This window comes from Nocardia sp. NBC_01377, assembly GCF_045040005.1.
In the GTDB taxonomy this organism is placed as follows: domain Bacteria; phylum Actinomycetota; class Actinomycetes; order Mycobacteriales; family Mycobacteriaceae; genus Nocardia; species Nocardia noduli.
Genome location: NZ_CP109566.1, coordinates 7,656,380 through 7,676,578 on the forward strand (window position 1 = coordinate 7,656,380; position 20,199 = coordinate 7,676,578).

General features: G+C 66.2%; 19 protein-coding genes. 6 read left to right on the forward strand and 13 right to left on the reverse strand.

Translation table 11 applies throughout. The features are described from left to right. Positions 1-137 precede the first annotated feature (137 nt). Entirely contained in the window at positions 138-1,004 is an 867-nt protein-coding gene (locus OG225_RS35225; RefSeq protein ID WP_405179078.1) for a helix-turn-helix domain-containing protein, read from the forward strand. A 27-nt stretch (positions 1,005-1,031) separates the two neighbouring features. On the opposite strand, the gene OG225_RS35230 is transcribed toward OG225_RS35225, so the two are convergent. After that, the gene (locus OG225_RS35230) at positions 1,032-1,439 is read right to left on the reverse strand and encodes a MarR family winged helix-turn-helix transcriptional regulator (RefSeq protein WP_405179079.1); all 408 of its coding nucleotides are present in this window, start codon (positions 1,437-1,439) and stop codon (positions 1,032-1,034) included. An 85-nt stretch (positions 1,440-1,524) separates the two neighbouring features. Between OG225_RS35230 and OG225_RS35235 the strand changes: the two genes are divergently transcribed. Further along, positions 1,525-2,991, forward strand: a complete 1,467-nt coding sequence (locus tag OG225_RS35235; protein ID WP_405179080.1) for an MFS transporter — start codon at positions 1,525-1,527, stop codon at positions 2,989-2,991. Between the two features lie 57 nt (positions 2,992-3,048). On the opposite strand, the gene OG225_RS35240 is transcribed toward OG225_RS35235, so the two are convergent. Together OG225_RS35240 and rfbA are read right to left on the reverse strand one after the other, a co-directional pair. Beyond that, a complete protein-coding gene (locus OG225_RS35240) occupies positions 3,049-3,606 on the reverse strand; it encodes a dTDP-4-dehydrorhamnose 3,5-epimerase family protein (protein WP_405183473.1) in 558 nt (185 codons plus the stop codon). 2 nt (positions 3,607-3,608) lie between these two features. Then, entirely contained in the window at positions 3,609-4,481 is an 873-nt protein-coding gene (rfbA, locus tag OG225_RS35245; protein ID WP_405179081.1) for a glucose-1-phosphate thymidylyltransferase RfbA, read from the reverse strand. 257 nt (positions 4,482-4,738) lie between these two features. Here rfbA and OG225_RS35250 point away from each other — a divergent pair, with 257 nt between their 5' ends. After that, on the forward strand, positions 4,739-5,719 hold the full coding sequence (locus OG225_RS35250) for an alpha/beta hydrolase (protein WP_405179082.1): 981 nt from the start codon (positions 4,739-4,741) through the stop codon (positions 5,717-5,719). Positions 5,720-5,930: 211 nt separating this feature from the next. On the opposite strand, the gene OG225_RS35255 is transcribed toward OG225_RS35250, so the two are convergent. Further along, positions 5,931-6,650 (reverse strand): hypothetical protein, encoded by a 720-nt coding sequence (locus OG225_RS35255; protein ID WP_109522831.1) that lies wholly within the window; start codon positions 6,648-6,650, stop codon positions 5,931-5,933. 307 nt (positions 6,651-6,957) lie between these two features. On the opposite strand from OG225_RS35255, the gene rfbB reads away from it, so the two are divergent. Continuing rightward, complete coding sequence (gene rfbB / locus OG225_RS35260) at positions 6,958-7,968, forward strand: dTDP-glucose 4,6-dehydratase (RefSeq protein ID WP_405179083.1); 1,011 nt, start codon at positions 6,958-6,960, stop codon at positions 7,966-7,968. Positions 7,969-8,008: 40 nt separating this feature from the next. On the opposite strand, the gene OG225_RS35265 is transcribed toward rfbB, so the two are convergent. Together OG225_RS35265 and OG225_RS35270 are read right to left on the reverse strand one after the other, a co-directional pair. Then, a complete protein-coding gene (locus OG225_RS35265; RefSeq protein WP_405179084.1) occupies positions 8,009-9,691 on the reverse strand; it encodes a DUF2142 domain-containing protein in 1,683 nt (560 codons plus the stop codon). Continuing rightward, a complete protein-coding gene (locus OG225_RS35270; RefSeq protein WP_405179085.1) occupies positions 9,688-10,680 on the reverse strand; it encodes a glycosyltransferase in 993 nt (330 codons plus the stop codon). Before OG225_RS35270 ends, OG225_RS35265 begins: the two co-directional genes overlap by 4 nt. Positions 10,681-10,810: 130 nt before the next feature. Between OG225_RS35270 and OG225_RS35275 the strand changes: the two genes are divergently transcribed. Beyond that, positions 10,811-11,392, forward strand: coding sequence for a GtrA family protein (locus OG225_RS35275; RefSeq protein ID WP_405179086.1), 582 nt, complete (start codon positions 10,811-10,813; stop codon positions 11,390-11,392). A 171-nt stretch (positions 11,393-11,563) separates the two neighbouring features. Beyond that, positions 11,564-13,459, forward strand: a complete 1,896-nt coding sequence (locus OG225_RS35280) for a glycosyltransferase (RefSeq protein ID WP_405179087.1) — start codon at positions 11,564-11,566, stop codon at positions 13,457-13,459. A 47-nt stretch (positions 13,460-13,506) separates the two neighbouring features. On the opposite strand, the gene OG225_RS35285 is transcribed toward OG225_RS35280, so the two are convergent. The 7 genes from OG225_RS35285 to OG225_RS35315 all read right to left on the reverse strand — a co-directional run bounded on the left by OG225_RS35285 (position 13,507) and on the right by OG225_RS35315 (position 20,172). Then, positions 13,507-14,358 carry an NAD(P)-dependent oxidoreductase gene (locus OG225_RS35285; RefSeq protein WP_216911004.1) on the reverse strand — a complete coding sequence of 284 codons (852 nt, stop codon included), beginning with the start codon at positions 14,356-14,358 and terminating at the stop codon, positions 13,507-13,509. A 180-nt stretch (positions 14,359-14,538) separates the two neighbouring features. Further along, the gene (locus tag OG225_RS35290; protein WP_405179088.1) at positions 14,539-15,177 is read right to left on the reverse strand and encodes a hypothetical protein; all 639 of its coding nucleotides are present in this window, start codon (positions 15,175-15,177) and stop codon (positions 14,539-14,541) included. Between the two features lie 55 nt (positions 15,178-15,232). After that, positions 15,233-16,276, reverse strand: coding sequence for a ribosome small subunit-dependent GTPase A (gene rsgA / locus OG225_RS35295; RefSeq protein ID WP_405179089.1), 1,044 nt, complete (start codon positions 16,274-16,276; stop codon positions 15,233-15,235). Positions 16,277-16,519: 243 nt separating this feature from the next. Further along, positions 16,520-17,563, reverse strand: a complete 1,044-nt coding sequence (locus OG225_RS35300; protein ID WP_405179090.1) for a glycosyltransferase — start codon at positions 17,561-17,563, stop codon at positions 16,520-16,522. Continuing rightward, positions 17,560-18,435 (reverse strand): ABC transporter ATP-binding protein, encoded by an 876-nt coding sequence (locus OG225_RS35305; protein WP_405179091.1) that lies wholly within the window; start codon positions 18,433-18,435, stop codon positions 17,560-17,562. The genes OG225_RS35300 and OG225_RS35305 overlap by 4 nt, the downstream gene beginning before the upstream one ends. Positions 18,436-18,447: 12 nt before the next feature. Next, a complete protein-coding gene (locus OG225_RS35310; RefSeq protein WP_405183474.1) occupies positions 18,448-19,296 on the reverse strand; it encodes an ABC transporter permease in 849 nt (282 codons plus the stop codon). Positions 19,297-19,569: 273 nt separating this feature from the next. Continuing rightward, positions 19,570-20,172 (reverse strand): bacterial proteasome activator family protein, encoded by a 603-nt coding sequence (locus tag OG225_RS35315; protein WP_405179092.1) that lies wholly within the window; start codon positions 20,170-20,172, stop codon positions 19,570-19,572. Positions 20,173-20,199 lie beyond the last annotated feature (27 nt).

Below are 20,199 nucleotides of genomic sequence, written 5' to 3' on the forward strand. Positions count from 1 at the left end.
CCTATGTCAGATTCGCTGTGAAACAATGCTGACCGGATGACCGACTGAGGAGTGAAGGCGTCCGCTGGCAAGCGTCGTATCGGGGGCTCTGGGGATCACGCAGGGTCGATGCGGCGCATGGGCGCGAGGGGGAAGTAATGGCTTTACCGCACGGTACGACCGGGTCGACCATGCCGCGACGGCAGCTCGGCCGACATCTCAGGGAATTGCGCAATCGCGCCAGGATGACCACGCGCACCGCCGCGCAGCAGCTGGAATGGTCCGAGGCCAAGATCTGGCGGATCGAGACCGGGCAGACGTCGCTGCGCAGTCTCGACGTCGAGGCGATGTGCAAGGTCTACGGCGCGCCGGGCGATATCGTCGCCCCGCTGACCGCGCTGGCCCGCGAGACCAAGGCCAGGGGTTGGTGGACCGGATACGGCGATGTGATCGCCGAGGGATACGACGTCTACATCGGGCTGGAGGAGGCGGCATGGGCGCTGCGCTCCTACGAGCACGCCCTGATTCCCGGCCTGTTGCAGACCGAGGGCTATACGAGGGCGATGCTGGCCGCGGCGCGGCCGTCCGCACCGGCCACCGAGATCGACCGGCGCGTGCAGTTGCGCGCGGCCCGTCAGCAGCTCGTCGTCCGCGCCGAGGCGCCGGTGCGGCTGGACGCGGTGATCACCGAGGCCGCTCTCACGCACCGGATCGGTGACGCGGGCGTACACGCCGAACAGCTGGAGCACCTGCTTCGCCTGTGCGAGCTGCCGACCGTGCGGGTCAGGGTGGTGCCGACCGAGTCCGGCTATCACGACGGCATGGAGACCGGGCGTTTCGTCATGCTCGAATTCCCCGACGGCCGGATGGGCGAACCGCCGGAGCCGCCGGTCGTCTACATCGAGGCGTTCACCGGTCCGGTGTATATGGACAAGGAACCCGAGATCGAGCGGTACCGCAAGGCCTTCGCCGGTATCGAGGCGGCCGCGGTCGATGTGCGCACGGTGATCGACGACCTGCGCTGACCGGTTCTATTCCCCCGGCCGGGGGTTCTATTCCCAGTTGCGGGCGAGCACCTCGCGGTGCGTCGGCGCGGCCTGCTCGTAGACCTCGCGGCCGCGTTCGGTGAGGCAGACGAAGATCGCGCGGCGGTCCTCGGCGCACATGCTGCGCCGTACCAGGCCGTCGCGTTCGAGCCGGGCCACTGTCCGGGAGAGCGCGCTCTGGCTCAGGTAGATGTCACCCGCGAGGTCGGCCATCCGGTAGTCGCCGCAATTCGCGTCGATCAGACGGTCCAGCGTCTCGAATTCGCTGAGGCCGATGTTGTGCTGCCCCTGCAACGCCTTCTCCAAGGCGCAGCTCACGGCCGCGTGCCGATCGAGCAGTCGACGCCACTCGTCGACCAGCCCGGTCGGCGCTTCGCCGCGCCGGGCTGTCTCTGACGTCGACGGGTTCGACATGGCCTCATTCTAGGCCCCGGCGGCAACGTATGCAACCGCATTAGATGTGTTGGCATCTAATGCGTGCGCATGTAATGTCCACCGCATGACTTCACCAGCAACGCTCTCGGCCGCCCGAACGGCGACCGATCCGACCGCTTGGTCCGCCCGGCTCTGGGGCATGCTGATCACCCTGTGCATCGTGCTCTTCCTCGACGGACTCGATGTCTCCATGATCGGAGTCGCCCTCCCCTCCATCGGTTCCGAACTCGACCTGTCGACCTCGACCTTGCAGTGGCTGGTGAGCGGCTACATCCTGGGATACGGCGGCCTGCTGCTGCTCGGCGGACGCACCGCCGACCTGCTCGGCCGCCGCAAGGTCTTCCTGATCGCCCTGGCCGTCTTCGCGGTCGCCTCCCTACTCGGCGGACTGGTCAGTTCCGGTCCGCTGCTGATCCTCACCCGATTCGTCAAGGGCCTGGCCGCCGCGTTCACCGCGCCGACCGGTCTGTCGATCATCACGACGAATTTCGCCGAGGGACCGGCACGCAACAAGGCGCTGTCCATCTACACCGTGTTCGGCGCGGGCGGATACTCCATGGGCCTGCTGTTCGGTGGGCTGATGACCGGCGTCGGCTGGCGCTGGACCTTCCTGCTCCCGGTGCCGATCGCCGTCGCGGCGCTGGTCGCGGGCTACTTCCTGGTGCCCAAGGACGGGGCAGCCGAAGAAGGCGGCCACGACATCCTCGGTGCGCTGCTGTCGACCGGGGCCATGCTGCTGCTGGTGTACACGGTGGTCACCGCGCCCGAGGTCGGCTGGCTCTCGGCGCGCAGCATCGGTTCGTTCGTGGTGGCCGTCGCGCTGTTCGTCGCCTTCGTCGCGGTGGAGAAGCGGGTCAGGTATCCGTTGATCCGCTTGGGCATCCTGCGCAAGGCGTCACTGGTGCGGGCGAGTATCGCGATCGTGGCCGTGGCGGGTTCCTACTTCAGCTGGCAGTTCATCGTGACGTTGTACATGCAGGAATCACTCGGTTGGTCGCCGCTGAAACTCGCTATGGCGTTGCTGCCGGTCGGTCTGATGGTGGTCGGTTCGGCGTTCTTCTCCGACAAACTGGTCGACCGCTTCGGCACCGGCCCCATCATCGCGGTCACCCTGGTCGTGATGGCCGTCGGTTACGTGCTGTTCCTGCGGCTCGACGACCATCCGTCCTACCTGACGATGCTGCTGCCCGCGGTACTGCTGATCGGCATCGGATGGGTCGGCTTCCCCGCCATCAACATCCAGGCCACCAACGGCATCGAGGACGAGGAACAGGGCCTCGCGGCCGGTGTTCTCCAGACGTCGATGCAGGTCGGCGCGGCCATCGTGCTCGCGGTGACCACGGCGATCGTCACCTCGGGCGCCCGTACCGACACCTCGCCCGCGGGCATGCTCGACGCCTACCGTCCCGGCCTGGTCTTCGCCGGTGCGGTGGCGGCGGTCGGCGCGCTGGTCGCGCTGCTGGCCTTCGTGCCGAAATTCCGCGGGCGTGCTACCGAAGCACGCGAACCGGAGATCGCGCTCGCGGGCTGATCCCTCGGCCGCTGTGGAACCGAACGCCGTACCCCGTCATACGGGTACGGCGTTCGGTCATGTCACGGCGGCGAACGGCGGTGCGACGGTGTCCTTGGGGGAGCGGACGTAGGTGAGTGGCGCGCCGTCGCGGCCGACGGTCGGCCAGGCGATGGCCAGCGTCGCGTCGAAAGCGTCGACGTCCCTGTCGAATTCGGGGGTGTACTCGAGCGAACACAGATAGGTGACCGTCGACTGGTCCTCCAGCGACAGGATGGCGTGCCCGAGGCCCTCGGAGAGGAAGACCGAACGGCGGTCGACGTCATCGAGCAGCACGCTGTCCCAGCGCCCGTAGGTGGGCGAGCCGGGCCGCAGGTCGACCACCACGTCGAGGAACGCCCCGCGTACGCAGGTGACGTATTTGGCCTGGCCCGGCGGATCCTCGGTGTAGTGGATGCCGCGCAGCACGCCCGCGGCGGAGACCGAGCAGTTCACCTGGCACAGTTCGAACGGACGTCCGGTGGCCTTCTCGAACTCCGACGCCTTGAACGATTCGACGAAAGCGCCGCGCTCGTCACGGAACTGGCGCGGGGTGACCACCCACGCGCCGGGCACCGCGAGTTCCCGGATATCCATGCTCACCAATCCCGTCCGCGTTCGAGCAGATCGAGCAGATACGCGCCGTAACCGGACCGGACCAACGGCTCGGCGCGGGCGCGCAACTCGTCGTCGTCGATATACCCCATTCGCCAGGCGACCTCCTCGGGAACGCCGATCTTGAGGCCCTGGCGCTCTTCGATGGTGCGCACGTAGTTGGCGGCGTCGAGCAGCGAGTCGAAGGTGCCGGTGTCGAGCCAGGCGGTACCGCGGGCGAGGACGTCGACGCGTAGCCGGTCCTGTTCGAGGTAGGCGCGGTTGATATCGGTGATCTCGTATTCCCCGCGGGCCGAAGGCCGCAGCCCGCGCGCGATCTCCACCACGTCGTTGTCGTAGAAGTACAGCCCGGGGATGGCGTAGTTGGAACGCGGCGTCTTGGGTTTCTCCTCGATCGATACCGCACGCCCGTCGGCGAATTCGACCACGCCGTAGGCGGTCGGATCCGAGACCCAGTAGGCGAATACCGCGCCGCCGCTCAGTCCGGCGAACCTGTTCAGGCTGGTGCCGAGGCCGGGACCGTGGAAGATATTGTCGCCGAGTACCAGTGCCGCGCATTCGGTGCCGATGTGATCGGCGCCGAGAACGAACGCGCGGGCCAGGCCGTCCGGTTCGGGCTGCACGACGTAGCTGATCGAGATGCCGTACCGACTCCCGTCGCCGAGCAGGCGGCCGAAGGCGTCGGCGTCCTCGGGTGTGGTGATGACGAGAATATCCCTGATACCGGCGAGCATCAGGGTGGACAGCGGGTAGTAGACCATGGGTTTGTCGTATACCGGGACCAGTTGTTTGCTGACCCCGCGCGTGATCGGGTGCAACCGCGATCCGGTGCCGCCCGCCAAGATGATTCCGCGCATGCCCAGGAGTCTGCCAGCCGTGCCTGTTTCGGAGTCGGGGAGGTTCCGACTGGCCTACGAATTCATCACGAAGGTTTCGCTACGAGGTGTGTCGGGGCGATTCTGTTGCATAGGTCACGATGACATGGTGTTCTGTAATGGCCGTGTTCTGAATGAACACCTCATTCGAATGAACACCGTGTTTGATGTCAGCGTCGACATCGTCCCGGAGCAACCGGCCGGGCCGCATCGGCGCGCCGAGTCGAAGTAGGTGTCCGATGGCAGGCGAAACCGGTGTCGTCATCAATCCGGCTGGTCCCAGTGCGTCGGCGCGGGTGCTGCTCGCCGCTTGTCGCGGTGTGGTGCGGCCGATCCTGCGGGTCGCCCCGATCACCCGCACGACCATCCCGATCGGCGCGTTCGCCATCGACCATCTCGCTAGACTGCGGCCGCGACCGCGCGGTATCGATCGCGAACAGGTGAGTTTCGCCGGTTTCCGCATGGAAATCATCCGCCCGTCCGGCGCGGCTCGCGCGCTGCGGCACGGCGCGGTGCTCTACATGCACGGCGGCGGATTCGCGATCTGCGGCTTGGAGACCCATCGCCCGGTCGCCGCCAGCCTGGCCAGGCGCACCGGACTGCCCGTGGTCAATGTCGCCTACCGTCAGCTGCCCGGTCGAAGCATCACCCAGTCGGTCCAGGACTGCATGACCGCCTACCGCTGGCTGCTGCGGCACGGCGCCGATCCGGCGCGCGTCGTCTTCGCGGGTGATTCGGCGGGCGGATATCTCGCCTTCGCCTGCGCGCTCGCCGCGGTCGAATCGGGTCTGCCCGGTCCGGCCGGGCTGATCGGCTTCAGTCCGCTGCTCGACCTGGACTACATCGCCAAGCGCGACTACATGAACGTCGTCCGCGATCCTTATCTGCCGCTGGCGGCGTTGCGCACGGTGGCCATGCTCGGCGCCGAGGTGGACGGGGCGCTCGATCCGATGCTGTCGCCGGTGAACGGCGCGCTCGCGGATCTGCCGCCGGTGCTGCTGATCGCCGCCGAGGACGAAATGCTGCGCTACGACTGCGAACTGATGGCACGCAGGCTCACCGCGGCGGGTGTCTCGAACACCCTCGAACTGTGGCGCGGTCAGGTCCACGCCTTCACGAGTATCGCGCCGAATCTGCCCGAGGGCAGGGCGGCGCTGAGGCGGGCGGCGCGATTCGTCCGCACCGTCATCGAGACCTCGCACCGAGCTCGGACGGCCTGACCACGGTCGGCCGGACGAGTCGAACCCCGCCCCGATGATTCGGGGCGGGGTTCTCCGTCTGAACGGTCCCGTCGTCTCGGCGCGACCAGCTCGGACAGAAAGAAACCCACCCTGCCGTATTCGGCGGGGTGGGTTTCCGGCTCGACGTGGTCGAGCGAATTCAGTTGTGCCGCGAGCGATCTCTACGGCGCGTCAGGCAAGAGCCCAGCGCTTACTTGGCCGCCGGCGGCGCGACGAACGGCGCGGTGGTGGTGGCGAAGTACTGGAGCGCGGCGGCGATCGCGACCGGAGCGGTCACGAAGATCTGGCCGACGATGGTGCCGAGGAAGCCGACGGCGCTGGCGCCGATGAGGCAGCCGACAGCGGCGGCCGGGATGAACGGGCCGAACAGGCCGACGATGGTGGCCGAGGCCACGGTGCCCGCGGTGACCGCGCCGACGACGCAGCCGATCGCGCCGCCGCTGAGGCCGCCGACGAGGGTGCCGATGGTGGCGCCGACGCTGATGGTGTCCTTCAGACGGTTGAACGCCGCGAGCTCACGGTCGTACTCGTTCTTCCAGGGCGCCTTCTCCTCGTAGGGAAGGGCGACCGGCTTGTAGACGGCCTTGTCCAGGTCGACCTGCGGGGTCAGGGTCGCGGTGTTACCGGCGATCTCCGCGGCGATCGGGAATTCGAACTCGTCGACCCGGAACTTCAGCTCGGTGCCGGCGACGACGGTGCCGTCGGCGGCCTTGACCTTCAGGGTGTCATTTTCCACGACGATGGAACCGGAGTCGGTGGTGATGATCGACTGGGTGTCGGTGGCGTGCGCGGTGAAATTGACGGAACCGTCGGTGGACGGCGCAGCCGGGGCCGCGTTGACAGCACCGGCGGTGACGCCGATAGCGGCGATCAGCAGCGCCGAGGTGACGGCGAATTTCCTCATCAGCATGTGGTTCTCAACCTCGATGTAAAGCGTTCGGAGGGGACCTGGTGATAGAAATCGAGACCAGCTAACGCGTGGTGAACCGACCGTGACCGACAATTCAAATCTTGTTCACCGTAAAGACTTGCGGTTTGGTGGGTTTGTTGAAATATGCACTGTGAACAGGGTTTTCCCGGCCGAAGAAGGCTCGTGCTCGTTTCCCTACTTTCAGGTAGTGTGATGAAGATCACACCTCTGGAATGATTGATTTCTTCGATCCAGGTCGCGACGATCCGGCGACGTAACCCGATGTGGCCCACGTAAGGTCATGGGTGTGCGATTGCTCGTAACAGGCGGTGCCGGGTTCATCGGCGCGAATTTCGTCCAGCAGACAGCCCTCGAACGGTCCGATGTGACGGTGACCGTCCTCGACGCGTTGACCTATGCGGGAAACAAGGCGTCGCTGGATTCGGTGGCGGATCGGATCGATTTCGTGCACGGCGACATCGCCGATCTGGATCTGGTCGACGAACTCGTCAGCGGTGTGGACGCGGTGGTGCACTTCGCCGCCGAATCGCACAACGACAATTCGCTGTCGGAACCGTGGCCCTTCGTCCAGACCAATATCATCGGAACGTATTCGCTGCTACAGGCCGTGCGCAGACACGACGTCCGATATCACCACATCTCCACCGACGAGGTCTACGGCGATCTCGACGCGGACGATCCGGCCTTCACCGAAGCGACCCCCTACAATCCGTCGAGTCCGTATTCGGCCACCAAAGCATCCAGTGACCTGCTGGTTCGTGCCTGGACGCGCTCCTTCGGGGTGCGTGCCACATTGTCCAACTGCAGTAACAACTACGGTCCGTACCAGCACGTGGAGAAGTTCATTCCACGCCAGATCACCAATCTGATCGACGGCGTTCGTCCCCGGCTCTACGGCGCGGGCCATCAAATACGCGACTGGATTCACGTCGACGATCACAATCGCGCGGTATGGGACATTCTGGAAAAGGGACAAATCGGTCGGACATATCTGATCGGCGCCGACGGCGAACTCGACAACAAATCCGTCGTGCGCATGCTGCTCGAGGCTTTCGGTCGCGATCCCGACGATTTCGACCATGTCACCGATCGTCCCGGCCACGATCAGCGCTACGCGATCGACGCGAGTCTGCTGCGCACCGAACTCGGCTGGACACCGCGATACGGCGATTTCCGCGCGGGACTCGACGCGACCATCGACTGGTACCGCGACAACGAATCATGGTGGCGCCCCGACAAGGCGGGCACCGAACGCGCTTACGCCCAGGCGGGCGAGCAGACCCTCGGAACCGAGTAGTCCGCCCGGCCCGAGCACGGGGCCGGGGCTGGCCGTCGGCTCAGCCCCAGACGATGGCGTGATACTTCGCCAGCGCGGCGATCAGCGCGACCGTCGACGCCGCGATCACCGTGACGGCGGGTCCCCAGGTGGGCGTCCTGCCCTCGGAATCGGTGAGCCGCAACGATATCCACCGCAGCAGCACGGCGACGCCCAGGATGGCCAGCGGTACGAAATAGCGCCCCTGCACACCGTCGATGATGTAGTACCCGACCGGCGTGAACGACATGTACAGCGTCACGTAGATCATCGCGACGCTGGCGGCCACCGTCAGCGCGACGATGACCGTGCGGCGCGTGGTCGCCGTCGCGGTATTCATGCGCTCGGCGATGCCGACGCTCACCGCGAAGGCGAGCAGGCAGGCCAGCACCGAGATGGCGGGCACGTCGATATAGGCGAAACCGAGTTCGCCGAAGAACTGCGTGAACCAGCGCTGATCGCGGTAGACGACGCTGTCGCCGAAAGTCGAGACGAATTTCGGGAGATCACCGAGGATGTCGCTCAACTGATCACCCGGGCGAACCGATTTCCACTGGTGCTCCGGACGCATCAGGCCCATACCGTCGCCGGTCGGCGCCGCGATCTTCATCCAGACCGCGAACGACAGCGCGCCCGCCGCCGCGAAACCCCACGGAATCCAGCGCCGCGGACCGGTGAAACCGAACCGGTCGGCGGGCACGACGACGATCAGCATCGCCAACAGCACGTAGGTCGGCTTGCTGACCGGAAGCAGCACCGTCGCGGCCAGCAGCGCGGCGGTTTCGACGCCGCGCAGCCGCTCGCCGAGGAACAGGCCCTTCACCAGCAGCACCGAAGCCAGGATGGCGAGCGCGTTGGTCAGCGTGTCAGCGGTGACGGTGCCCGCCTGGAACACCGCGATGGGCAGCACCGCGACGGCGAACGCCAGCCACTGCACCCGATGCGCCCGAAGGGTCCACAGCGCGAATCCGACTACCGCGAGATAGGCGAGCAGCCCCGCCAGCCTGGTCAGCAACACCAGGCCGCCGACATCGAGACCGGTCACCTCCGCGATCCGGATACCGAGGGCCGCGGGCAGATACGGCACCGGCGAGTAGGCAGCGGTATTGGTGAACCAGACGGGTTCGACCGTGTCGCCGACCGCGGCGTCCTTCAACCGGTCGTAGACGGCCGGATCCTCGATCATCGGATCGGGCTCTTGGGGGTTGCTGGTGTAGTCACGCAGCGCGTAACCCATCAGTTCCGTCACGCTGACGGGAACGTCGCCGCCGTAGGCGACACCGCGGGTGTCGTCGATGCGCTGGGGGAGTACGCCGCCGTGCGCGACCTGGTAGGCGCGGCCGAACTGGGTGATCTCGTCGTGTCCCCAGAAGGGCGGGGTCACCACGGCGAACAGCGCGCCGAAGATCCCGGCGATCAGGGTGAACGCCAGGGTCGCCGCGCCCCAGCGGGCGACGAGCGGTGCGCCGTAGCGTTGCGCGGATCGGCGGATACCGGAACCGATCCGCGATGTCGGCGGGGCCATCACGGCCTCGGATTTCGCGGTGTCGGCTGCCACCGGGTCGGCCTTCGTCGTGTCCGTTGCCTTCGCGTCGGATCTCTCGGCGTCGGATCTCTCAGCGCCGTTGCCGTTCGAGTCCACGTGCGCTTCCGACGCGGAGTCGCCCGATTCGGTGTTGGGCGCGGGATCGGCGGAGGTGGTCACCGCGTGACTCCGCCGGTGGGTTTGTCACCACCAGGCCGGATCGCCCGCACGTCGTCCGAGCCGACCGCGGAATAGCGCAGGTAGACCAATCGGGCGGCCTCGTGCCGCGAGCGGCGGATGCCGTCGAGGATCAGGCCCGCCGTCCAGGCCAGGCTGCCGAGCAGCAACAGGGTGAAACCGAGGAAGAGTGTGGGGAATCGAGGCACTTCGTGGGTGTTGTAGAACTCGATCACGATCGGAATGGTCAGCACGATCGAGATGAGCCAGCTCAGCGTTCCGGCGAGGCCGTAGAACGCGACCGGCCGCTCGTGCCTGGCCAATCCGATGATCAGCGCCAGAATCTTGAAACCGTCGTGGTAGGTGCGCAGTTTCGACTCACTGCCCGCGGGACGATCGCGGAAGCCGACGGGTACCGCGGCGTGCGGCACCCGCAGGTGTAGTGAATGCACCGTGAGTTCTGTTTCGATCTCGAATTCACGCGATACCGCCGGAAAGCTCTTCACGAATCGACGGGAGAATACCCGGAAACCGCTGAGCATATCTTCGACATTCTCGCCGAATACCTTGCCGACCACTCCGTTGAGCACCCGGTTACCGGTTTCGTGGCCGGTGCGATACGCGGTTCCGGTCTCGTCCTGTTTGCGCACGCCGAGCACGTGATCGTAGGGACCGTCGAGCAGGGTCTTGATCATCAGCGGTGCGGCCGACGCCTCGTAGGTGTCGTCGCCGTCGATCATCAAATAGATATCGGCCTCGATATCGGCGAAGGCGCGGCGGACCACATTGCCCTTGCCCTTGGTGTGCTCGTGTCGCACGATCGCACCGGCTTCCCGGGCCCGCTCGGCGGTTTTATCGGTGCTGAGATTGTCGTAGACGTAAACGACGATTCCCGGCACGGCGGCCTGCAGGTCGGCGACGACCTTGGCGACCGAAGCCTCTTCGTTGTGGCACGGGACCACGGCGGCAATGCGAAGCTCGGTGGAATCCACCCGGGTCAATCCTCGATGTCGGCGGTGAATGGGAACACCGGGAGGGTACAGGGCAACAGGGTACGGCGCGCATCCGGTCGGCTCCGGCCACGGGCCGCGTGCGTCGAGCCCGATGGGGTACCGTCGCCCGGTGTCCTACCCCGAACAGCCCGTGTCGGTTCCGCGCCGGTCGGGGTCCGCGTCGGAACCGCCGCCGACGCAGGAGGCGGGAGCCCCCGCGTCGCTGTTGTCGCGGTTGATCGCGGGTCTACGCCAGGGCGCGGCGTTCCTCGTCGTCGGAGCGATCGGTTTCCTGGTCGACGCGGGCACCTACAATCTGCTGGTCTTCTGGGGCGGCGAGGGTGTTCTGCATCACGCTCCGCTACAGGCCAAGATCATCGCGATCGCGGTCGCGACCGTCGTCACCTATTTCGGCAACAAGTGGTGGACCTTCTCTCACAAGCAGACCGAGAATCCGGGCCGGGAATACCTGCTCTACGCGGTATTCAACGTGGCCGCGATCGGACTCCAGCTGGGTTGCCTGGGTTTCTCCCGCTATGTTCTCGATCTTTCTTCACCGCTGTCGGACAACATCTCCGGAACTCTGATCGGCCAGATCGTCGCCGTCGTCTTCCGGTATTGGGCCTATGACAAATTCGTGTTCACCGGAAAATCCGAGAAATCGGACGAGGCCGAGGCATTGCGCGCCGCGGATGGTCGGAATCAGGCATAGGGTGAACGCGGTGTACGGGTACGGAGTTGGTCGTCGCATGACCGAACCGACCGGATCATCCGGTCGCTGGGCGGGCAGGCCAAGGCGCGGATTGATATCCTCGGCCCCGCCGCGATCGGCGTCAAGGGGCGTGTCTGCCCCGTCGGCACAGTAAGGATTTCGAGGAACTTCATGGAGCAGTCGGCTACCCAGGCCGTTACCGAAACGAACGACCGCGCCGAATCAGCGCCGGCCTCGCTGCGCGGCGACCACCGCGCGCCCGATCGGCTGGTCTTGCAGCGTGGAATCTTCACCGGACCTTCGGCCAAGGTCAGCGACGAGCTGTACGCCGTGGTCAAAGGTCGCGGACACCGCGAACGTTTGGCCCTGCGCCTGGAGAAGGGCGCGACGGCGCACACCAACACCTACTTCGGCCGCTTCGCCGCGGCCTACTGGCAACGCTGGACCACCGTCACCGAAGTGCGCACCACCATGGTGCTCGATGTGGTCGGCAAGGCGAACGTCCGGCTGGTCGCCTCCGATATCGCCGGGCACCGCCGGATCATCCAGACCACCAAGGTCACCGCGAGCGGTCCGGTGACGCTGAGCGCGCCGCTGGACCAGTACGTCGACGGCGGCGCGCTGTGGCTCGAATTCGACGCGCTCGGCGGCGACCTCGGCATCACCGAGCTGACCTGGACCTCGGTCGCGCCCGAGCGGGTCCGCCCGGTCGCCATCGCGATCTGCACCTTCAACCGGGCCGCCGACTGCGCCGAGACGGTGGCCGCGCTGGCCTCCGACGCGACCGTGCTCGCCGCCATCGACGCGGTCTACGTGGTCGACCAGGGCACCGATCTGGTGCAGGACCGGCCGCGTTTCCAGGAGACCCGCCCGGTCTTCGGCGACAAACTCCGCTACATCCGTCAGCCGAACCTCGGCGGCGCGGGCGGATTCACCCGCGGGCTCTACGAGGTGTCCTCGGCCAACGAGCACGCCGACGTCATCCTGATGGACGACGACATCCTGTGCGAACCGGAGACGGTGCTGCGGCTCAACGCCTTCGCCAACTCCACGGTGGAACCGATGCTGGTCGGCGCGCAGATGCTGTTCCTGCTCAACCCGGACTACCTGAACGTCGGCGCCGAAGAGGTGCACCTGCACGAGCTCAAGCACGGGCAGAAGGTATCCAAGGCGCTGCGTAACACCAGCATGCTCAAGAAGAATCAGGAGCGGCGCGTCGACGCGGGTTACAACGCCTGGTGGACCTGCCTGATCCCGGCCGAAGTCGTCGCCGAGATCGGCCTGCCCGTCCCGATCTTCTTCCAGTGGGACGACGTCGAATACGGTGTCCGTGCCAGGAAGCACGGTTTCCCGACCGTCACCCTGCCGAACGCGGCAGTCTGGCACGCCGACTTCTACTGGAAGGACTATGACGACTGGGCGCGCTACTTCAGCACCCGCAACTCGCTCATCGTCGGGTCACTGCACACGGATCTGGACGGCAAGGCGATCACCCGCAAACTGTTCCGCGATCTGGCCGAACAGTTGGTCGCCATGCAGTACGGCCTCGTGCACACCACCCTTCAGGGCATCGAGGATTTCCTCGAGGGACCGAAGATCCTGCGCGACGGCGGTATCGCCGCGCTGGCCGAGGCGCGCACCAGTCGTGCCGACTACGCCGAGACGATCAAGTATCCGGCCGCGACGCCGCCGGTGCCCTCCGCGGACATCCAGATCCGTCGCGCGGGCGGTGAACCGAGCCGGACCATGCTCGTGCTCGTCAAGCGGGCCATCAACCAGTGGTTCGGTCGCACCCAGCACGGTCTGATCGGGGTCACCCGCGAGGACGCCTACTGGTGGCATGTCTCGCTGTTCGACCATGTCGTCGTCACCGACGCCTCGCAATCGGGCGTCCGGATCCGCCGCCGCGACAAGGCGCGTGCCCGTGCCCTGCTGCTGCGCACCATCCGCGTGCTGCGTCGCCTGCGCGACGAACTGCCCACACTCCAGAAGCAGTACCGCACCGCCATGCCCGAACTCACCAGCCGTTCGAACTGGGAACGGCTGTGCGGGATAAAGGCGGACTGACCGAGCGGGAACCGGTGGCCGTGTCCAGGGGCGCGGCCACCGGGCTCTCAGAGGAACAGGTCGGTGGTCAGCGGCCCGTCGCCGGGGGTGACGCGGTACTTGTCCAGGTCGGTGATGCCGTGGGCGGCGAGTACATCGTCGTCGATGAAGAAATTGCCCGTCGTCTTCTCCGCGGGCGAGGTCAGCACCAGGTAGGCCGCGTCGGCGTAGATATCGGGGGTGCGCGACGTCGCGATCATCTCGTCGCCGCCGAGCAGGAATTTGACCGCCGCGGTGGCGATGGTGGTGCGCGGCCACAGCGAGTTCACGCCGATGCCGTCGTTCTTGAGTTCTTCGGCCAGGCCGAGCGTGGTGAGCGACATGCCGTATTTGGCGATGGTGTAGCCCAGCGAGGAACCCGCCCATTTCGGGTCCAGGTTCAGCGGCGGCGAGAGGGTGAGGATATGGGGATTGTTCCCCGCCTTCGCCGAGGCCCGCAGATGCGGGATGCTGAGTTTCGAGAGTAGGAAGCTGCCCCGGCAGTTGATGTCCTGCATCAGGTCGTACTTCTTCATCGAGATCGCGTCGGTGGGCGACAGATCGATGGCGGAGGCATTGTTGACCACGAGGTCGATCCCGCCGAAGCGCTCGACCGTCTGACGCACGGCCTCGGCCACGGACTCATCGATACGGACATCGCCGACGAACGCCAGCACCTGGCCGCCTGCCGCTTCCACTTCCGCCGCCGCGGTGTGGATGGTGCCGGGGAGCTTGGGATGCGGCTGATCGGTCTTGGCGATCAGGGTGATGTTCGCGCCGTCCGCCGCCGCGCGCTTGGCGATCTCGAGACCGATGCCGCGGCTACCGCCCGACATGATCAACGTCTTGCCCGCGAGCGGCTTCGATGCCGGTTCCGTCATTACCTGCTCCTGTCGTATGTGCCGCAGGTCGACAGACGCCCGCGGCCGTCCGCGCTTTGCACACTAAGCGTAGACCACTACCCTATGCAACTGGTTGCATAGGGTTTGCGGGCGGCCCGCCACACGGCGCGACGACCGGAAAACGGGCGTCGGACCTGCGAGGTCCGACGCCCGTCGGAATCAGACCGAGGCCGCCAGCGCGAGCACGAACAGCAACACTGTGAGCACCGCGACGATCGCGAGCGGAAGCCAGACCAGCAGAATGCCCGGTGTCTTCTGCGGCCCGAACCCGATCGCGCCCTTGAGGAAGAACACGGCCGGGGGTTTGTAGTAGACACGTGCGCCCGGTCCGGGGCCGACCTGAACCGGCATCTCACCCGGGCCCATATCGAACAGCCACGGCGTGGCGATCCAGACGTGGTAGGTGCCGGGCCCGACCGGAATATGGTTGTCGCCCCACCGGGTGTTCGGCACCTGCTGACCGTTGATCTTGATCTTCGGCTTGACCAGCAGCCCGAGCAGGAACGCCGTCCACAGGTAGGACGTGTTGACGGTGATGCCGGGCGGCGCGGGCGGACCTTGCCGCTGCCACTGCTGTTGCCCGAATTGCCCCGGCGGACCGCCGAACTGCGGCGCGGGCTGCTGCCCGAACTGCTGCGGCTGCCCGTAGGGCTGCTGCGGTGCCTGCTGGTGCTGCGGCGACGACTGTCCGTACGGCTGCGGTGCGTCGTACGGCTGACCCGCCTGCTGGCCGGGTGCGCCCGGCCACTGTCCGGGCTGCGGCTGGCCCTGAGGCGAATTTCCGCCGGGGTAACTCATCCATCTCTCCCAGGATCGCGTGTGTGCGTGCCGAATCTACCGTGGTTCCCCACGATCAGCGGCGCGAGCTCCGGTCCCGGTAGTTCCGGCGCTGCTGTTTGGTGATGTCCTTCCACACCTGTTCCCGCTCGGCCTGCAAACGCTTGTCGGTGCGCGCGCGCATCCACTCGTTCTCCTTGGCGAGCTTGCGGTAACTCTCCAGCCGCCGCTCGGTCAGTTCCCCGCTGTCGATGGCCGCGCGAACAGCGCATCCCGGTTCGCTCCGGTGCGCGCAGTCGCCGAATCGGCATCGGCCCGCGAAGGATTCGATATCGCTGAAGGTTCGTTCGATGCCATCGGAGGCATCCCAGAGTCCGATGCCGCGCAGTCCGGGGGTGTCGATGAGCGTGCCGCCACCGGGCAGCGGGCGCAGTTCGCGATGCACCGTGGTGTGCCTGCCCTTCCTGTCGCTCGCGCGCACCGTGTTGGTGGCGAACACCTCCGCGCCGAGCAGCGCGTTCGCGAGCGTGGATTTACCGGCGCCCGACGGTCCGATCAACGCGACGGTGCCCTCCAGCGTCGCGGTGAGCACGTCGAGGCCGACCCCGGTCGTCGCGCTCACCGCCAGCGTGACGGCTCCCGGCGCGACCGCCCGTACCTCGTCGAGCGGAACATATTCCGCCGCATCGGCTTTGGTGAGCACCACGACGGGCTGCGCGTTGCTCTCCCAGGCCAGGGCGAGCATCCGCTCGATCCTGTTGAGATCCACATCGCCGTCCGTCGCGGTGCAGATCAGCACCGTATCGACATTGGCGGCGAGCACATGCCCTTCGGATCTCCCGGATACCGAGGAGCGGACGATGGCCGAACGCCGCGGCAGCAACTGGCGCACATTCAACTGTTGGTCGATGCCGACCCAGTCACCGGTGCACAGTCCGCTGAGCTCGGAATCCGAACGCGGACACCGCGCCCTGGCGATTCCGGTGAAGGTCGCGACATCGCATTCGCCGCGGTCCATGCGGATCACGCGCGCGGGCACGCACCCGTCGGCGAGGATTCGTTCGTATTCGTCGGAGATGGCTTCGTTCAAGCCGTAAGGAATGAGGTCGTTCTCGACCATGGGTAGGTGTAGTCCTTCTGCGGGCGCCGAGCCCGGCAGGACTCAGCGAGAAAGTTTCGAGGTGGAATTCCATGTGGCGGCGCGCGTATGCGCGGCTCGACCGGACACGACAATCCGAGCATTGACCTTCATGACTCCACCTCCTCGTCTCTCTCGCTGGTGCACACACTCTCGCACGACCCCGAAACCCACGCAACGCATTTTCTACCTGCGACGATTCCGTGCCGTGCGCGTCGGCTCGACCTACTTCTCCGGCGCCTGCGTATCGGGCGGCTGTTTGTCGGGTTTGCCGAACTGCTCGTGCCGTCCGAGCGAGCGCAGATGGAACCATTCGCGCAATCCCGCCGGATCGCGCCGGGTCACCAGGAAGAACCAGGAGAAGCGAATCCATTCCTGCGGCAACAGCTTCCGCATGCCGGGCTGCGCCATCAGGTAACCGCGATTGCGGTAGGTGAAATAGCGCTTCACCGGGTCGTCCGGGTATTGCGTGTGCATCCGGCCGCCGAGGATCGGCTTGAATTCCTCCGCGCCGTTGGGGTGCAGGTAGGCGGTCTGTAGGCAGGTGCCGAACGGCAGACCGGACCGGACCAGCCTGCGGTGCACTTCCACCTCGTCGCCGCGCACGAACAGCCGCAGATCGGGAACGCCGATCAGATCGACCGCCTTCGCGGAGATCAGCGCGCCGTTGAACAACGAGGCGATACCGGGTAGGAAATCCTCCTCGCCCAGTTCCGAGCGCAGCCGCCGCCACACCACGCCGCGGCGCAGCGGGAAGGCCAGCCGATCCGGCTCGTCGATATCGCAGACGACCGGCGAGACCTCGGCCAGGCCGTATTTCGCCGCGCAATCCAGCAGGATCGACAGCACCTCGGCCCCCTCGGGCCTGCCGTCGTCGTCGGCCAGCCACACCCAATCCGCGCCCTGGGTGAGCGCGTGCAGGATGCCGAGCGCGAAACCGCCCGCGCCGCCGAGATTGTGGGCCGAACCGAGATAGGTGGATTCGATGGGCTGGTCGCGCACCAACTCCGCGACCTCGGGCTCGTTACCGTTGTCGATCACGATCAGGTGATTCACCGGCCGGGACTGCGCGGCAAGTACTTTCAGCGATTCGGCGAGCAGTTCGCGCCGCTTGTGCGTGACGACGACGGCGATGATCCGCGCGTCGGGGCCGGTTCCCGCCTCGGGCTGCACCAGCGAGACGTCCAACAGCGGTGGATAGTCGTCGGAGTCGACCGGGTGCGACACCCCTGCATCGATCGGGACATCGCTCCCGGTCGGCTCGTTCATGTCGGATTGCGCTCCAGTTCTCGATCGTCGGATTTCTCGCCGTGCGCCGGGCGTTCGGCTCCCAGCTCCCGCGTGCGTTCAGCACCCAGCTCGCGCAGCACCGTCGCGACGTGATTGCCCGCTTCCGGTCCTTCGTAGGCGCGCACCACCTCTTCGATACCGCCGCGCAGCCGGATCTGTCCGTGGTCGATCCACAGCGCGGAATCGCAGAGTTGCGCGAGGAATTCATTGGAATGGCTGGCGAACACCAGAATGCCGGAACGCGCGACCAGTTCCTGCAACCGCAGCCGCGCCTTCTTCATGAATTCCGCGTCGACCGCGCCGATGCCCTCGTCCAGCAGCAGGATCTCCGGATCGATCGAGGTGACCACACCCATCGCCAGCCGCACCCGCATACCGGTGGAATAGGTCCGCAGCGGCATCGACAGGTATTCGCCGAGTTCGGTGAAGTCGGCGATCTCCTCGATCTTGGACAGCATCTGCTTGCGGGTCTGACCGAGGAAGAGGCCGCGGATGATGATGTTCTCGTACCCGGAGATCTCCGGGTCCATACCGACGCCGAGGTCGAAGACCGGCGCGACCCGTCCTCGTATGCGGGCACTGCCGCGCGAGGGTTCGTAGATCCCCGAGAGCAGCCGCAGCAGCGTCGATTTACCCGCGCCGTTGTGGCCGACCAGCCCGACCCGGTCGCCTTCCTTCAGCGCGAGATTGATATCGCGCAGCGCCTCGACGACGACCACATCGGACTGGTTGCGTCCGATCGCCCCGCCTGCCTTGCCGAGGAAGGCCTTCTTCAACGACCGCGATTTCGCGTCGAAGATCGGGAATTCGACCCATGCCTGATGGGTTTCGATACTCACCTGAGAGGTCACCGGGGAGCCTCCTTATACCCAGTAAGGAACGCGCGAACGGAACTGTTTCATCGCCAGTACCGCGATGATCCAGCCGACCACGGTGATCGTGCCGACGATCACCCAGTGCCGCAGCGCCTGCGGCTCGCCGAGCAGGGGCGCCCGGACGATCTCGAGATAGTGGAAGGTCGGGATGATCTCGACCAGCCGGGCCCGCTCACCCGCGCCCATCTGCGATTGCAGCGATTTGGTCGTCCACATCACCGGTGTCAGCACGAACAGCATCAGCGTGGTGCTGCTGAGGATGGGCGCGATATCGCGGTACCTGGTGCTGAAGATGCCGAAGACGATCGACACCCACATCGCGTTCAGGAACAGCAGCACCATCGCGGGCACCGCGAGCAGGCTCGACCAGCCCAGGTTCTTCCACACGCTGAACGCGACGAGAAGCACCAGGTAGATGACCATATTGTGGGCGAAGAACAGGACCTGCCGCCACACCAGTCGGTAGACGTGCACGCTCAGCGCCGACGGAAGCTGTTTGATCAGGCCCTCGTTGGCGATGAAGACTTCCGAACCCTCGAGGATGCTGGCCGAGATCACGTTCCAGACGATGAGACCGACGGTCACGTAGGGCAGGTATTCGCGCAGCGGCTGGTCGAGCAGTGTCGCGTACAGCACACCCATGGCCGCCGCCTGCAGGCCCGTCGCGATGGTGATCCAGAACGGGCCGAGCACCGAGCGGCGGTAGCGCTGTTTGATGTCCTGCCAGCCCAGCGACAGCCATAGCTCGCGCTGGGTGAGGCCGTCGCGGAAATCCTTGAAGGCGCGCCGGAAGGTCTGCGAGTCCGACACCAGCGGCTCGGTCGGGACGCCGATCACCGGAGCGCCGGCATCGTCGGCGGTAGTCGAGTCCTCGGTGATCACCGAATTCTCTTCTTCCGATCCACGGGTGTCCTCTGCTCCAGCAGATTCCACCGAGCTGTCATCTGAACGCACTTGGCTCTCTTCAGGACGCACCGTACTCACATCGGAGTCGGGTCGAGCGGCAGCGGCGGGCACGGTGCACGACACTACCTGTCCCGAATCCCGTGCGGACCCGCTGGTGCGTATACGATCGCGCCGGATTTCGCGACCCGCAGGGCCGTCCGAGCACTACAAGTACTGACCGGAGCCGCCGGTGACATGGTCCGGTCGCCCGCCGTGCGGATCCGCCAACTGCAACCCCGGCGGCAGCGCGCCCTGGCGCATCTGCTCCAGCTGCGCCCGCGCCGCCATCTGCTGGGCGAACAGCGCCGTCTGGATGCCGTGGAACAGGCCCTCCAGCCAGCCGACCAGCTGGGCCTGGGCGATCCGCAGTTCGGCGTCGGAGGGAATCGCCTCGTCGGTGAACGGCAGGGTCAGCCGCTCGAGTTCGTCACGGAGTTCGGGGGCGAGGCCCTGTTCCAGCTCGCGGACCGACGATCGGTGGATCTCGCGCAGGCGGGTGCGGCTGGCATCGTCGAGCGGAGCCGCGCGCACCTCCTCCAGCAGTTGCTTGATCATGGTGCCGATGCGCATCACCTTCGCGGGCTGCTCCACCATGTCGGCCAGCGATTCGCCCGCGTCGTCGCGATCGTCCTGGTCGTCGGATTTCTTCCCGGTTCCGGACACCACCTGACCGGTCAGCGGTGTGCCCGCGTCGGCCGGTATGACGAGGTGCTGTCCGTCGGGACCGACCACAACGATGGAATCGGGTGAGTCATCCGAGTGCGTCATGATCTCCATCATGTCGAATCCGGGTCG